This window comes from Prevotella sp. P2-180, from assembly GCF_002251435.1.
Taxonomy (GTDB): Bacteria; Bacteroidota; Bacteroidia; order Bacteroidales; family Bacteroidaceae; genus Prevotella.
Genome location: NZ_NPJI01000013.1, coordinates 260,159 through 276,918 on the forward strand (window position 1 = coordinate 260,159; position 16,760 = coordinate 276,918).

The following is a 16,760-nucleotide window of genomic DNA, read 5'->3' on the forward strand; positions in this document are numbered from 1 at the left end:
ATAATAATTCATTCAATTTGTTTTTCTGATCCCGCATATTCACTTGGAGTCATTCCGTAGTGTTTCTTGAACACGGTGGAGAAGTGTGTCTGGTTGTTGAATCCCACAGAATAAGCAATTTGCGTGATGTTTATTTTTCCTTCCTTGATGAGCTTTGCCGCCTGTTCGAGCCTGATGTTTCGTATGAACTCGCTTGTAGAGATACCGGTCATCTCTTTCATTTTGCGATGAAGCTGTGCACGGCTCACTCCCACGTCCTCGCTCATTTTTTCCACATTGTAGTCAGGGTCGGAGATATGTTCATTCATAGACTTCATTATACGTTTCATGAGCATCTCGTCGTTGCCTTCCACTTTTGGCGTTGTCACGTTGTCAGCCTGTTCCTGCACGTTTGTATACTTTCCCTTTATACGCCTGTAGCTGTTTACGAGATTGTCTATTACTATCTGCAGCTCTTCGAGGCTGAACGGTTTGGCGAGGAAAGCGTCGGCACCCCGTTTCAGTCCTTCGAGCCTGTCAGCCACTTCCGCCTTCGATGTGAGCAGTATTACAGGCGTGTCGCTTATGTTCGGGTTGGTCTTTATGGCGCGCAACATTGATATACCGTCCATTTCCGGCATCATAACATCGGAAATGATGATGTCGTAGTGCGACGGGTTGCTGAGTAGTGCCTTTAGTGCCTCCTTGCCGTTCTGGAATAGCGAGAAGCGGTAGATGGCCGAGAGTTCGTTCTTTATGTAATGAGCTATCTCCTCGTCGTCGTCGACTACCATGACCCTAATGTTGTGTGAAGGCTGCCTGTGCTGAGGAGTCTTCAGGTCGGCAGCGTCCTCGGCTGTTTCTATTTCCTCTGGCTTGAGGTGGGCATTGCCGAGCGGAAGGGATACAGTGAATACCGCACCCTGTCTTCCGTCAGTCCTGTTGGCAGCGGTGATGGTGCCGCCGTGAAGGTTTACCAAGGCCCGGCAGAGGTTTAGCCCGATGCCCGTTCCGACAGTGCTTACGTTTCTTGCGTTCTTGCTTTGGTAGAATCTCTCGAACAGCCGTTCTGTCTTTTCTTCCTTCAGGCCTATGCCAGTGTCAGTCACGGAAATGATACAGCAGCAGTCGTTCTTTTCCACGTTTATTGTTATCTCTCCTTCATCGGGCGTGTATTTGAATGCGTTTGACAGTAGGTTGGCAATCACCTTGTCGAAATGTATTCTGTCTATCCACACCATAATACCTTTCTGCGAGGATGTGAGCGAAAGGTTAATGTTTCTGCGTTCAGCACGAAATTTGAACGATTTCATCGACCTGTTGATAAAGTCGGCAATGTCTGTCTCGCTGCAGTGCAGATGCATTTGGTTTTTGTCTATCTTGCGTTCGTCAAGTATTTGGTTTACTAGGAGCAACAGCCTTTGTGCGTTGTGGCTGATGGTGTCTATATAGTCGTGACCCTCGCCGTTGCCCACAATTTTTTTCAGTTGTGTAAGCGGTTCGATTATTAGCGTTAGTGGCGAGCGTATGTCGTGTGTGGCGTTGATGAGGAACTGCATCTTAGCCTCTTCAAGTTCTTCGCGCTTGTGTCGACGGTACACCATGAAAGCAGTGGCGAGTATGGCTATGGCTATTAATATATATATAAGGTATGCAGTGTTGGTGGCATACCATGGATTCTCCACCACGAGAGTGATTGTTTTGTTTTTGCCCGAGACAACCCCGTTGCACACAGCCCTCACTTCGAGTTGATATTTTCCAGGTATCATTCTGTTGAACACAATCGAGTTGCTTCCTTCCTCCACCTTTGTCCAAGAGTGGTTGTGGTTGAGGCGGTATTCGAATGTAATGTTTTCTGTGTTTCTGTAGTCGAGCAGTGAGAATTGCATTGTGAAGAGTTTTTCTTCATAGGGGATGGTGAAACGGTCCTGGAGGCAGTCGCATGACTTTCCGTTGATAAAGAATCCTGTCAGAAAGACTTCCCCCAGCTTGATGTTGCTGTGGTTCAGTTCAGCAGGGCTGAACACGGTCAGTCCTTCATTGGCTCCGAACACGATGTTTCCTTCCTGTGTCGTCAATGCCATGCCAGCCCTGTATTCCCTTGCTTTCAGTCCGAAGCCATGAATAAAGCTGTACATATCGTTTTTTTTCGCATCATAGAGCCAGATGCCGTTAGATGTTCCAAGCCAAATCTTGTCGTTGTTTTCAGCCACAATGCTTTTTATTGTTCTTCCCTCTAGTTCTGCCGACGGTTCAACGAGTTCGATGTTGCCAGTGTGTTTTGAGTATTTGTACAGGCCTGCATTAGTGCCGATGTAGATGTTACCCTTCGGGTCTTCCGCTAATGAGTTGCAGTATATGTTTGGCAGCAGGCATCCGTCCTTAAACCTTTTGAATTCCTGTTTCTTGGTGTCGTAACAGGATACGCCCTTTGCCGTGCCTATCCACAGTGTTCCGCTGCTGTCGAGTTTCATGCCCATTATCCAGTCGTTCCAAAGGAATCTGTCGCTGTTGGTCTGTTCGTTCATGGAGTATGTGCGCGACTTGCCAGTTGCCATGTCATACACCCAAAGACCTTTACCGAAAATGGACACGTAGAGGTTGCCCTGCATGTCGTCCGCCATGCAGTTGATGCCCCATCCGTGGAGGTTGGCAAGTTTTGTTGACAATCCTGTTGCAGGGTTATAGCTGTAGATAGAGTTTTCGGTGCAAAGCCAGTAGCGTCCTTGTCTGTCGCAATACACGAGGCTTGTCCCCATGGGCGAATTAGGGTGTTTCAGGAGTTCCCCTTGTTTGTTGAACACGTAAAGTCCGTTGTTTTGTATTGTACACCAGATGTTTCCGTCACTTCCCATTGTGAGCGACGACATTGCGCTTCCCGACTTGATGTCCTGTGTGGCAAGGCTCCAGAATGAGAATGGCGCCTTTTTGTTGCTTATCTTGTATAGTCCCTTGTTGTAGCATGTGGTCCAGATGTTCTCGTATTTGTCCACAACCAAGGCGTTTGCGTTTGCTGTTGACAAGATATTGTCGTTGAATGCCTTTGTGAGCAGTTTTGTTCCCCTTGCAATCTTCATCACCCCGTTGCCGGCGGTGCATATATACAGGTTTCCGTAGTTGTCAAACCTTGCGTTTCTTATCGACACGTTGTCGTTGAGTGCCGAGAGGTCATATCCCGGGTTTTCCATCTTTCCTGTTCTTATGTCGAAGCTCATGATGCCGTGTAGGCCTACGATAAGTGTAGTGTATTTGTCTTTTCTAAGGAAGCACACGGTGCCTCCGAAAGGCATGTGGAATTTTTGCTTCTTTATTGTTTTGTAGTCTTTGTCTAACAAGTATCGTGTTATTCCCTCCTTATGGCTTCCTCTCCATATCCATCCCTGTTGGTCGACGTGTATTCTGCTGAAATAGTCTTCTTCCGTCATTTTCGGCATACCGGTGACCGAAACCACCTTGTCGCTTCCGTTTCTTATGCAGAACAGTCCATAGCCGGCTGTACCTATGAGTAGTCCGCCCTCGTTTTCGGCAATGGCCGTTACCCTTGGTGTTAGAGAGCCAGGAAATTGGTGTCTTGTGAATTTCGAGTTGTGATAGTCAAATTTTGACAGTCCACTGCCGGTTCCCACCCACAGTTGTCCTTTACGGTCCACGTGTATGGTTGTGATAGTGTTGTCGGAAATGGTGGTGGAGTCATTGCTCTTGCTATAGAAATGTTCAAAGTGGTAGCCGTCGAACTTGTTCAGTCCGTCTTCAGTACCGACCCAGATGAAGCCGAGCTTGTCTTGTATCACGCAGTTGACCGAGCTGCTTGTAAGTTCGTCGGAAGTGAACAGTCTTCCGTCGTCGGCTTTGGTATTGTTGCATGTAGCCATGCAAAACATGAATATAATTATAAGGTGAAGTCGCATATCTAGATGTCTTGTTCTTCAGTTAGGTTGTATTGTTTTGCAAAGATACATCAAAGTTTGCGAAATTCCAAGAAAAAAGTGTTGTTTTTTTGTTTTGCCTATATTTTGTGTATCATCAGAACCTTGTTTTTGTTACATATCGTGTTAAAAAACATATTTTTTGAGTAATATGAAACAAATGGAAATATAACGGTAACATTTTTTGATAAAAGTATCGGAAAATAGTATTACCTTTGCATCGGAATTCAATCCAAACGACATTGAGATTGCCTATTGGTACTCAATCTAAGATACAATGTTTCATAGCAACACGTTTTTTAAGTTAAGGTTAGTTTGTTTCGGTTTGCCCCCCGTCGCTACTTCGGGAGAAGTTGCGCCGGGGGTAACTGAAAAATAACAGCCCCATCAAAATTTCGTGTTCCATAACTAAGTCCATTGTTCTGAATATAAATAAAGCGAAATATAAACTTGAAACAAAATAACTAAAATATGAAGATGACTGAAAACAACTTAGGAGAATCCAAGGGATTCTACAAATTGTCGTGGCTACAACGCATTGGCTTCGGCTCGGGCGATTTGGCCCAAAACCTTATTTTCCAGACAACATGTATGTACTTGTTGTTCTTTTACACCGACATTTATGGACTTGACGCTGTTGATGTGTCTGTGATGTTTACCGTGGGTAATGTGGCAAATGTCATTTGGGACCCTATGGTGGGAGCCTTGATTGACAAAAACAACCCACGTCTTGGTAAATATCGTGCCTACCTTGTGTTTGTAGGCATACCATTGTCCGGATTTGCCATTCTCTGCTTTTGGAACGGCTTTGCTCCCTCGCTTTTATATGCCTATGTGACATATATAGCCATGACACTCCTATATACCTTTATTAATGTGCCCTACGGAGCGTTGAACTCTTCGCTTACACGCGACACTGACGAGATAACCATCCTCACCTCTGTTCGTATGTTCATGGCAAACTGCGGCGGTCTTGCCGTAGGTTCAGGATTGCCTTTGCTTATAGCATATTTCACCAACGATAAGGCAGAAGGCCTTCCCAAAGACCCGGGAGCATGGTTCATTACGATGACCATCTACGCCCTCGTAGGTCTTGTGCTGCTTTTGTTCTGTTTCTCCCAGTGTAAGGAGAAAGTGGTGATGAGTGCGGAGGAAAGCGCTAACGTGAAGGTGAGCGACCTTTGGATGGAGTTTTTCCACAATCGTCCGTTGCGTGTTATTGCCTTCTTCTTCATTACAGCCTTTGCCATGATGTCGATAGGCAATGCCGCAGGTGCATATTTCATCAATAGCAACATGCACGGCACTCCGGAGCAGTTGTCGATATTCATGGGCCTTGGCTCCGCCCCCTCTTTCATCTTCATGCCTTTGGTGCCAATGATAAAGAAGGCTGTGGGCAAGAAAAACATGTTCTACATCTTCCTGTCCGTGGCCATCATCGGTATGGCAATATTATATATTGTGGCAAAGATGGATAACCCCAGCATGACATACGTATATATCGCACAGTTCATCAAGTCTACCGGCGTGATAGTGGCAACAGGCTACATGTGGGCACTCGTGCCGGAGGTGATATCCTATGGCGAATATGTCAGCGGCAAGCGTATTGCAGGTATTGTGAACGCCCTGACCGGCATCTTCTTCAAGGCAGGCATGACCTTGGGCAGTGTAGTAGCCCCAGCCATCCTCGCTTATGTGGCATACGACCCGAAGGTGGTCACACAGTCACCTCTTGCCGAGGAGGGCATACTATGGTTGGTGTGCATACTTCCCGCCGCCCTTCTCCTTCTCGCCATCTTCATCATCTCCAAGTATGAACTTACCGACGAGAAAATCGACCAGATTAACAAGGAAATAGAATCAAGGAATATTTAATCCTCATTTACACAAAACTATGAAAAAAGAAAAACGTTATCTCTTTCCTGCCGATTATATGGCGGATCCGTCAGTTCACGTCTTCGACGGAAAAATTTATATCTATCCAAGCCACGACTGGGAGGCGTCGAATGTAGAAAACGACAATGGCGACCAGTATATTATGAAGGACTATCATGTACTTTCGATAAATGGCGACCCAATGACTGGAACCGTGACCGATCATGGTTGTGTGCTTCGTCAGGAGGATATTCCATGGGCAGGACGACAGCTTTGGGACTGCGATGTGCAAGAGTACATCCAGGAGGTGCCGACAAATGCTGAAGAGCAGGCTGCTGGCATGGGCTATAGCAAGAAGGTGAAGAAATACGTGATGTACTTCCCGCTGAAGGACCGCAACGACGTGTTCCATTGGGGAACAGCCATAGCAGACAATCCTGCCGGCCCGTTCATTCCACAACCAGCTCCTGTGCCTGGCAGTTATAGCATAGACATGTGTGCCTTCCGCGACGATGCCGACGGAGAGGTGTATGTGTACTTCGGTGGACTCTGGGGCGGACAGCTCCAGCGCTATAAGGACAATATCCACCTTGAGACTCCACACCTGCCTGAAGGCAAGGAAGACGCTCTGCCAAGCCGTTGTGTCAGGCTGACAAAAGATGGTCTTGGCTATGCTGAGGCTCCACGCCCCATCCTCGTGGTTGACAACGACGGCAATCCTCTGAAGGCCGACGACCCTCATCGCTTCTTCGAGGCGTCGTGGATGCACAAATACAACGGGAAGTATTATTTCTCTTATTCCACAGGCGACTCCCACCTGCTTTGCTATGCAGTGGGCGACAATCCTTACGGACCGTTCACCTATCAGGGCGTGATACTTACTCCTGTAGTAGGATGGACCACACATCACGCCATTCTCGAATACAATGGCAAGTGGTATCTCTTCCACCATGATTCTGTGCCCTCTGGAGGCAAGTCGTGGCTCCGTTCGCTGAAGGTATGTGAAATAGAGTATGATGCCGATGGCAAGATAATGACCATCGATGGAATAGACTAAAAAAAAGCTGCGCACCGACGATGCGCAGCTTTTTTTTTATTATTTTATTATTATTCCTCCCATTGGCTGAATGGTGACTTTTGCCTTTCCGTCCTTTCCTACTTTTAAGGTCTTAAGCACTGATGAGGGTACTATCTCATCCTTCTTCCGTGGATTATCGGTATAGAGACTTACGGTCTTGCCTGTAAACATCGGCAGGTCGAGAGTCAGCGTCATGGGCTTGTCAGTGCCGTTCAGTCCTGCCACATACCAGTCGTTGCCAGTGCGGCGGGCTATCACGGCATAACGGGTGGGATAGCCGTCAATATAGCGTGTCTCGTCCCATGTGGTAGGCAGGGCACGAAGGAAATCAAGTTCAAACTCAGGCATCTCGTCGAGATTGTTTGGGCACATGGCAACGCAGTTTACGCTGGTCTGTATCACAATGGCTGAGGCGAGTTCAAAAATGTCGGAGGTGTAACGTGCATGTCCGCTTTTGTTGTCCTGGTTCATGTGGCGGTTCATCATCACTCCTCCCCAGTCAGCAGCTCCGAGAGCATTACGTGAGAATGGGTGCATGGTGAGTTGGAAACCTTCTTGCTTGGCGTGATATTCGCTGAAACGCACGTTTTCTGATGCGAGTAAGGCTTCTGACGCCACGTAATTAGGATACATGCGTTCCCAGCCTCGTGGTATGGTGCAACCATGGAATACTACCTGCAGGCCGTAGTTGTTGGCGTCTACCAGTATGTCCTCATAGAGTTTCATCATCTCTTGCTTGTCGCTTCCGAAGAAGTCCACCTTTATTCCTGCTATTCCATTGTCTTTCATCCATTTCATCTCACGCTGGCGTGCGTACGATGTGTTCATGCAGTCTCTGGGCCCTTGTGGCGCGTCGTTCCAGTGGCCGTTGGAGTTGTACCATAACAGAAGTTTCACTCCCTTTGACTGAGCGTAGCGCGACAGTTCTGCCATGCGCTCGCGTCCTATCTGAGTGTCCCACCAGTTGTCTACCAGCGTGTATTCGAATCCCATGGCTGCAGCGAGGTCAATGAACTTCACCTGGTCGTCATAGTTTATCGACGAGTCCTGCCACATCAGCCAGCTCCAGGTGTAACGTCCTGGCTTGTAGACGGTAGAGGCGGGGTAGAGCGGTTCTACGAGGTCGTAGGGGATGGTGGTCTCCACTATGGGTTTCAGTGTCTGGCCTACGGTGATGGTGCGCCATGGGGTGTCTCCTGGCAGTGAGATAGACGCGTATGGGCTTCCCATGCCGCTCAGTTCGGTGGCGTTAGGGAATGCGATGGTGTATCCTTCACCAGGTGTGTAGTCGCTGAGGTGTGATGCTGCATAGTTGCTTCCTACGCCGGTTTCCCCTACGAGCACCCATCCGTCTTCACCTATTTTATATAAACAAGGCAGTGTGTATCCTTCTCCAAAGGCAGAGCGGTCGGTCATCGGGGCGTCTGCTTTGTATTCTTCTTCGTATGACGGTTTTGTGCGTTCCCAGCCTACCATAGTCTTGCTTTGTGGACATAAGAACGTTGTGGTTTGTTCGGGGAAGTTAAAACTCGACGCCTCGCTATATATCACTGCACATTTTGGGTTGTTGTCCTTACCTCTCGGCAGTGAATACCGGTAAGCCACATCGTTGTCTGACACGTTGAATGTGATGCTCATTGGATAACCGTTGCCGTTGATGAGGCTGATGACGGTCTGGTTGGCAATGTAGTGCGATGCAGAAGCCTTTGTACGCGTCATAGTGTATTGTTTGTCTATGGCTTTGGTTTCTGCCTTTTCAATGGTCATCTTCTGTGTGAAGTCTCCGATGTTAGTCTTTAGTCCGAGGGCAGAGGCCGCCATCATGGTTTTCCCCTCGAGACTCACCGTATAGGTGGCATTTCCGTTGTTGTCGCTTACAATAACCTGCAGTTTTCCGTTAGGTGAGGTCATCTTTACGTCCTTTGCTGTCACGGCCGTCATGGAGCAAACGGCCGAAAGCATGAGAATAGTTTTTTTCATTTTTATAAGTTTTTGTTAGTATAGTGTTGCAAAGTTAATCATTTATTTGAATATGTACAAATATATTATGCTTTTTATTCCATTTTTTTGTTGTAAGGTGAGGGAAAGTGGCATTTCCAAAGCTAAGAAGGGAAGCTTGTGCAAACGATTGCACATAAATAAGTGTATTTTTCCCCCTTATTCTATTGCGACTTGTTGAATAATGTATTACCTTTGCACCAGAAAAAGAAAAACTGTTGGTTTTTGGTTACATAAATAGGTTAGTTAGTACTTTTTTATTTGGTAAATATTTGTATGTAGGATATTTAGTGAGTTAGTTTTTTTAAGGTTATAAAGAGGGGACTGTTGAGACAACAGGCCTCTTTTTTTTCATCTTTAGCGATGTTTTGTGTTAAATGTTACATTTTTTAATTTTAAAAATTGTCCTTGCGGCAAACCACAGGTGCATCAGTGCAGTTGTAATCTTTCCGTAGTGACACACCATCACTTGATAGCGTTCTCGAAGTGAGGCGCGGTGGTTGATGGTTGACTGACCTTCCTCCGTGTAGTTTGCCACCACAGCGTCAGCGTATGTCAGCGGCAGGTTTCGCCTTGCGGCTTCCTTCATCACACGTATACACCAGTCTACGTCGGCAGAGAAGCGGTAGCGGGTGTCGTATTCTATGCTGCGTGCTATGTCAAGTCGGGCATAAAAGGCTTGGTGGCAAACGAGCATGCCGTAGCGAAACGAGCGCCATGAGAGCTTCTTCGGAGGTACAAGGCGACGGGGATGAAGAAAACGGCCGTTGTTGTCTACAATGTCTGTGCGCCCATAAATTACTGCAGGCCAAACGGGCGACGCAGTACTTTCGAGTCCGCCCTTTTCTATTATTATATCAAGCGTGTTTGGTGCAGGGAAGAAGTCGCCAGCATTGAGAAAGCAGATATAGTCGCCGGTAGCCATCCGCAACCCCTTGTTCATTGCGTCGTAGATGCCCCTGTCAGGTTCGCTCACAATCCTTACTTTATGTCCGTTATCCTTTTGTAGCGACTGTCTCTCGTATGAATATGCCATCTCGAGTGTATTGTCTTTAGATGCACCGTCAACGATAATGTGCTCTATGTGAGGATGACGTTGCGAGATGACACTGTCGAGAGTGCGTTGAAGGCACGCCCCGGCATTATATGTAATTGTAACTATCGAAAACTTTATCATGTGACATTACGATCTAAAGACTGTATCTCTTGAATGCTATAGCTTGATTATATACCTCTATATATTTCATTGCCACAGAGTGTTGTGAATATCGTAGGTTCACCTTTTTTACCGCCTCAGACGAAAGCTCTTCGTGGCGCATAGGAGCCAATACCCATTCAATGCCTTCCGCAAGGTCGGCAGCATCGCGCACCGATGCTACATAGCCATTGCGCCGATGGTCAATCATTTCCGGTATGCCTCCCACTTTGAATGCTACACAAGGCACTCCGCAAGCCATGGCCTCCATAATAGTGTTGGGAAGGTTGTCTTCAAGTGATGGAAGAACGAAGACATCAGCGGAATTGTATACGGCGACAATCTTCCGTTCGTCGTTGATGTAGCCTATCGGGAATGTAGGCAGTGGCAGTTGTTCTGCCACGTCTTCTGCATGTCCGCCGAGAATGGCAATGGCAGTATCGTCTTTCATCTGAGGATTTTTTGCCACGAGCTTGTCCATTGCGTCAATAAAGTATTCAATACCCTTACGTTTGTCGGTTACCTTTTGCGATACGAAGAGTATGATACGCTTGTCGAGTGGCAGTCCGGCAGTCATGCGCGACTCCCGTTTGTCGTTAACGGTAAACACGCGTGTGTCTATTGGGTTGGGAATATTGGTAACGTTTTGTCCTACAAGCAGTGCACTTCGTTTTGCTTCACCCTCAAGCCATCGGCTGCATGCCACAAACTGTATATTGCGGTCGGTGAGTATACGCTTTTTTGCTTCCCACACTTTCGACGACAGGTCATTGTCGAATCCCCCTCCCGGTAGCAGTTGGCAGTGGTGGCAGTGCGACTTGAAATAGTTGCAGCCACGCGAATAATGACAGATGGACGAAGCCGGCCATATATCGTGCATAGTCCATACCACAGCCTTGTTGGAATCGAGTATTTTTCTGATGTTCTTTAACGAGAGCATTCCTTGGTTGATCCAATGAAGGTGTATGATGTCAGCCTCTTGGAATTCACGCATACGTGTAATGTCAATACCGGCATTTGCTATGTCGATATCAAAGAGGTGGTGCTTCGACAGATGTGTGTGGAGGAACACCACGAATCGCTCCCATAGGAAAGGCAGCTGGCGCCAGATGCTTTGTTTTAAACCCACTACGGTGATATTGTCGGTAATCTTGTCTCTGACAAGCAGTTTTGCCTTCACGCCATTGTTGTTTAACGCTTCCATCAGGCGATTGGCGGCAACAGCCGCTCCTCCTGTCTTTTCACTTGTATTGACTAATAGTACTCTCATTATTTACGGCTTTAGAGTCCTTCATTTTGTGCAAAAGTACTACAAAAAAGCTAAAATCCAAAACAATATTGAAACTTTTTGCCTTTTTATTTATATTTTTGATGATTAATTATTAATTTTGCAACCAAAAGATCAAATTGAAGAATGACAACAGACGAGAAATACATGTGGCGATGTATTCAGTTGGCCAAATGCGGACAACAAAATGCTCGTCCGAATCCTATGGTTGGAGCGGTGATAGTGGTAGCTGATAGGATAATTGGTGAGGGCTATCATATTCGCTGTGGTGAAGCTCATGCCGAGGTCAACGCATTTGCTTCGGTTAAGGCTGACGACGAGAGATTGTTGCATGAGGCCACCATATACGTTAGTCTCGAGCCATGTGCACACTATGGCAAGACGCCTCCCTGCGCAGAACTTATCGTGAGGAAGGGGGTGAAACGGTGCGTGGTTGGATGTGTAGACCCTTTTGCCAAGGTTGAGGGTAGGGGAATAGCTATGCTGCGTGAAGCCGGGATAGATGTCACCGTTGGTGTACTCGAAAGGGAATGCCGTTGGCTCAATCGCAGGTTTTTTACTTTCAATGTGTGGCGTCGACCATATATTATACTAAAATGGGCTCAGTCTTCTGACGGATTCATCGACAAGGACTTCCATGCTTTTCCTATCTCCACCGCTTTTACCAGGACGCTTGTTCATAAGATGCGTGCGGAGAATGATGCCATCCTCGTGGGACGGACTACTGACAGGCGGGAGTCGCCAAGACTTGATGTAAGACATTGGGCAGGACGTAATCCACTCCGCCTTGTGCTCGACAGCAGTCACCCGTGCTTCCCTGAACTCGATTTTTCCCGGCCTGTGCTGCCACAACTCATGGATAGCCTATATAACCGCAATGTGCAGTCGCTACTGGTTGAAGGCGGAAAGGCCACTCTCGATTCTTTCCTCAAGGAAGGCTTGTGGGACGAGATAAGGGTCGAAACATCTCCAGTGGTTATTGGTGAGGGTACTCCCGCTCCACATCTTCCTCACGGCATTATCCCCTTGTCACAACAAGTGGTGGATGGAAATCACCTGTCCATTTATACTAAACCAAAGTGTTGATCATATAAATAGAAAATCGTAAATGAGCATTTCAGAAATAATATACATTCAGTTGAAAAAGATGACGATGGTTTCTGTCATCCTGTTTCTTTTGCCCGTTTACACGAAAGCGCAGCACAACCAATACAAGATAAAAGACAATCTCTATCAGTATTACAAACGTGTCACAAAAGCAATAAAAACACCCAAGTGCCTCCCGCTTGCCGACACACTCTACAGAAAGTCGCTGGCTCAGGGCGACAAAAAGGCAGCTTGTCTAGCGCTTACCGTTGTTGCCAATCACTATCGCGCCCTGAACGATTCCCGCAATCAGTTAAAGGCATGCATCCGCCTAGACAAAGAGGCGCGTGAGTTCGGATATCTTCAGTATTGTTATTTCGCCAAGTCATCCATTACCACCCACTATATCAACTCCAACAAATTCTTGCTGGCAATGCAGTCCATAGAGGAAATGGACTATCAGGCACATCTCGACAACTATCCTTATGGTATAGCCTTGGCCATAAGGGCACGGGCTAATCTATATCAGATTCAGAAAGATTTTGATGCTGCGGCAAAATATATGAAAGAGGCTGCCGAATATATGAAGAAGAACGTGCCGGAACAGGATGCAGCTCCCACTTATGCCCGTTTGGCGCGTATTTACTTACACGACGATAAACCTCAGGAGGCAAAAAAATATGCAGAGACGGCATTGTCCATAGTCAAAAATTCTGAGAATTTGGGCGATATCATATATTGCCTGCTTGAGTCTTATTTCCTGTTGAGCTATAATAATCCTGTATACAAAGACAAATTCCTCAATATATATAAGGAATATGAGAACGTCATTGCAGCTGAGAAAAAAACGGAAAGGATATTCAGACTGAATGTTGAGAAATTGCTCATGGAAGGAAATACGGCAATGGCAGACAGCCTTGTCGCAACAGATTCTTCTTACATGAGTTTTCCCATACAACAGCGACTCTTTGCCTCAAGGGGCGATTATCAAAAGGTGTTGCTCATGAACAGAAAATATGAAGACATGTCAGACCAGATATATCTTAAAGAGTCGCCGGCGTACATGCTTGCCGAATTCAATTCCTCATTTGCCCACACGCAGCTTGAGAAGGACAAGGCAAGACTTGAATATGAAATGGCAAAGCAGAGACTTATGAAGGCAAACACAGATGCTGACCTGGAGGCAAAACTCACTGAAAATGCAAAAATGCAACTCGTCAACGACTCGCTCGTAATGGCGAAAATGAAAACTGACAGCGTGAAAATGGCATCCGAGAAATCGGCAAAGGCTTCTGAACTTGCTTTGATACGTACAAAAACTGAGTTGAAAAACAATCTTATTGCAGGTGCCGCGGTGTTCCTTGTACTGGTCTTTTGTTATGCCGTCATGTTCTTCTTCAGGGCAAGACGAAACATTAAGAATCTTAAGGCAAAGCAAAGGGAACTGCAGAAACAACTCGACCATGCCGAAGAGTTGGAGAGAATGAAGACGGCTTTCGTCAAAAACCTTAGCTACGACATACGTACGCCGCTGAACTCTGTTGTAGGCTTCACAGACATTATGCTTAATGCCGGCGACGAGCTCTCCGATGAGGAAAAAGAGGTGTTTAAGGAAAAAATTGAACTAAACTCTTCTGCCCTCACTGCTCTTGTAAACGATATCCTCCAACTCTCGTTTGTCGAAAGTGAACGGCAGATTGTTGACAAAAAGGAGTACAAAATCAACGAAATCATTGCTGAGGCTATCGAGACGGCAAAGAAGGATTGTAAGCCTGGCATCAGAATCTTTGATTATCTCGACGAGTCTGACGAAAAAACGGTTGTAACCGACAAGCATCTTGCTGTCATTGCTGTCTCAAGGGCTATTATCTTTGCCACATACCATACCAGGGCGAAGGATATAAGTATTGAATTGATTCCTAACGACGGACATACGACATCGTTGGTCATCAGCTATGCTATCGAAGACGACATGAAATGTACGGAACAGATGTTTTCCGGTACTTATTTCTTCGAAGAGGAAATGGAGGGATGCAAAATGTCGTTGCCAGTGAGCAGGGCGGCTGCGGAGCGACTCGGAGGCTCTGTCAGGTTTGAAGAGTCGGCAAAGGGATTGGCACAGATCTTGGTGACTCATCCCTTACGAATGTTGGTGTCGCTTTTCATTCTTGCCTCGTCGCTCTTTATGCCACAATCTGCCATGGGCCAGTTTGCAAAGGACATTCTCGACAGTGCCACTTATCAACAATATTTGGAGGCACAGAATAAACGTGAGCTAAAGGAGGGACTTTACCTCTCAAGAAAACTATACGACAAGGGCGTAAGAACAGGTAATAAACACTTGCAGTGTGTGGCTCTTAGCGTTGAACTGCAACATCATGTGATGAACAGTAATGATAGTCAGGCATTTGCTGTCATCGCAAAACTACAGGATCTGGCACTCGAAGTCCACGACACCTTATATTATTATATGGCATTTAGCAATGAGATAGCTATCCATCTTAACAACAAACGTACGCTAACGGCCTTGAAACGATGTCTGCAACAACGTGAGATAACGGAACAGAATCATGACATCTATGGCATATATACCTCCTATCGCTCGCTCGGAGACATTTATCGTGTGAGGAAGAACTACAAAAAAGCTCACCAGTGCTATGTCACCGCCCTTGAACTGTATGACCAGTTCAATATCAAGCACGATCCTACCATGACGCTTATCAGAATGGCAGAGATGATGCGTCTCGATGCCAATTATGATGCCACCATCAAATATGTGGAGAAAGTAAGGACACTTGCCCGCATCGAACGATATAGGTATCTTGCCAATGTCGAAGAGGCTTTCTATGCCTTCGAGACAAACGATATCGCGCGTTTCAGGAAAATGGTGGAAATAACTCGAAAACAAAAGGAAAAGCATGGGTTCAGGTATCCTGACAAGGAAATATTGCTGGCTCTCCAGGAAATGGCACTTGACAGAAAAGACAACCATGTGTTTGCATTGGCAAAGAAACAGTTGTCGGAAAGGGAATACTACCACTTCCTTACTGTAGTGTTTTCTAACGAACAGAAGTGGGCTGACGCATTGGCAAGCTATGAGAAGGAAATGAGGGTGAAACACCGCCAGTTGGCTGACATATACGAGAGTGACAGAAAGGAGATGAACGAGATTATCGGCAATAACAATCTTTTAACAGAAAACATGCGGCTGAAACTCTTTGCTGCCAATCTCGAGATTGAAAGGAAGAAGACACAGGCCGAACTTAACAAATCTGAACAATACAAACGACAACTGCTCGTGGCTAACAACAAACTCGCAATGTCGAAATTGTCGGCTCAGGCAAGCCTTGATAGTGTGGAAATGCAACGAAACAGACTGTCGTTTAAAAAGGAAAAGGTGGAAGAGGCGAGGTTGACCGCTATGGTGGTTGTCGTATTGTCGTTCCTGTTCTTTTTCCTCTTGTGCCTGCTGCTATATAGAAGATATAACAAGTTGCAAGCAAAATACCTGGAAGAAAAGAACAGGGAAATAGAAAAGGCAAAGAAGCATGCGGAAGAGTCTGACAGGTTGAAAACGATGTTCATACAGAATATGAGTCATGAGATACGTACTCCACTCAACGCCATCGTGGGCTTCTCGCAACTTATGCTTACGCCTGGATTTGAACTCGACGAGAATGAGAAAAAGGAGTTTTCAAAGACCATACGCCACAATTCGGATCTTCTCACCACTCTCGTGGGCGATATCATCTCCCTTTCAGAACTGGAAAGCGGACGTTATGTGATGAATATTCAGTCGCACGCGGTCAACGATCTCTGCCGTATGGCTTTAGAAACAGTCAAGCATAGGAAGAATCCGGATGTGGATCTTCGTTTTAAGACTGTCTTCGACAACTCGTACTCATTCAACACCGATGGCCAACGTGTTGAACAAGTGCTTATCAACTATCTGACAAATGCAATAAAATATACCAAGCAAGGAAGTATCACACTTAGTGTGAGACCTATAGAAAACAATACGTGGATAGAATTCTCTGTCACCGACACGGGTCAGGGTGTTCCCATAGAAAAGCAAAAAGAAATATTTGAGCGTTTCTCAAAGCTCGACAGCTTCCATCAAGGCACCGGCCTCGGTCTGAATATTTGCAGTATCATTGCCGAGAAACTTGGCGGCATAGTAATGGTTGACCCTGATTATACCGATGGAGCAAGATTTTTGCTGAAACTGAAAATTAAAAAAAATGAAGAGTGAAGAATGAAGAATGAAGAATGGCTGCGCATGATATCTGCGTTTATCTTATTCTTCATTCTTCATTCTTCATTCTTCATTTCAAA

8 protein-coding genes are annotated in these 16,760 nt (G+C 46.2%); 4 read left to right on the plus strand and 4 right to left on the minus strand.

Features of this window, described 5'->3' with window-relative positions:
• Positions 1 to 8 precede the first annotated feature (8 nt).
• Positions 9 to 3,851, minus strand: a complete 3,843-nt coding sequence (locus CIK98_RS02155; protein WP_172409780.1) for a hybrid sensor histidine kinase/response regulator transcription factor — start codon at positions 3,849 to 3,851, stop codon at positions 9 to 11.
• Between the two features lie 525 nt (positions 3,852 to 4,376).
• Between CIK98_RS02155 and CIK98_RS02160 the strand changes: the two genes are divergently transcribed.
• Both CIK98_RS02160 and CIK98_RS02165 read left to right on the plus strand, forming a co-directional pair.
• The gene (locus CIK98_RS02160) at positions 4,377 to 5,780 is read left to right on the plus strand and encodes an MFS transporter (RefSeq protein ID WP_094382640.1); all 1,404 of its coding nucleotides are present in this window, start codon (positions 4,377 to 4,379) and stop codon (positions 5,778 to 5,780) included.
• A gap of 19 nt (positions 5,781 to 5,799) precedes the next feature.
• A complete protein-coding gene (locus CIK98_RS02165) occupies positions 5,800 to 6,837 on the plus strand; it encodes a family 43 glycosylhydrolase (protein ID WP_094382641.1) in 1,038 nt (345 codons plus the stop codon).
• Positions 6,838 to 6,876: 39 nt separating this feature from the next.
• Here the strand turns inward: CIK98_RS02165 and CIK98_RS02170 are convergent, their stop codons facing one another.
• The 3 genes from CIK98_RS02170 to CIK98_RS02180 all read right to left on the minus strand — a co-directional run bounded on the left by CIK98_RS02170 (position 6,877) and on the right by CIK98_RS02180 (position 11,321).
• Complete coding sequence (locus CIK98_RS02170) at positions 6,877 to 8,838, minus strand: glycoside hydrolase family 97 protein (protein ID WP_094382642.1); 1,962 nt, start codon at positions 8,836 to 8,838, stop codon at positions 6,877 to 6,879.
• A 391-nt stretch (positions 8,839 to 9,229) separates the two neighbouring features.
• Entirely contained in the window at positions 9,230 to 10,033 is an 804-nt protein-coding gene (locus CIK98_RS02175) for a glycosyltransferase family 2 protein (protein ID WP_094382643.1), read from the minus strand.
• Positions 10,034 to 10,046: 13 nt separating this feature from the next.
• Entirely contained in the window at positions 10,047 to 11,321 is a 1,275-nt protein-coding gene (locus CIK98_RS02180; protein ID WP_094382644.1) for a glycosyltransferase family 4 protein, read from the minus strand.
• A gap of 144 nt (positions 11,322 to 11,465) precedes the next feature.
• On the opposite strand from CIK98_RS02180, the gene ribD reads away from it, so the two are divergent.
• A complete protein-coding gene (gene ribD / locus CIK98_RS02185; RefSeq protein WP_094382645.1) occupies positions 11,466 to 12,425 on the plus strand; it encodes a bifunctional diaminohydroxyphosphoribosylaminopyrimidine deaminase/5-amino-6-(5-phosphoribosylamino)uracil reductase RibD in 960 nt (319 codons plus the stop codon).
• Between the two features lie 22 nt (positions 12,426 to 12,447).
• Complete coding sequence (locus CIK98_RS02190; RefSeq protein ID WP_094382646.1) at positions 12,448 to 16,677, plus strand: histidine kinase dimerization/phospho-acceptor domain-containing protein; 4,230 nt, start codon at positions 12,448 to 12,450, stop codon at positions 16,675 to 16,677.
• The last annotated feature ends 83 nt before the right edge of the window (positions 16,678 to 16,760 follow it).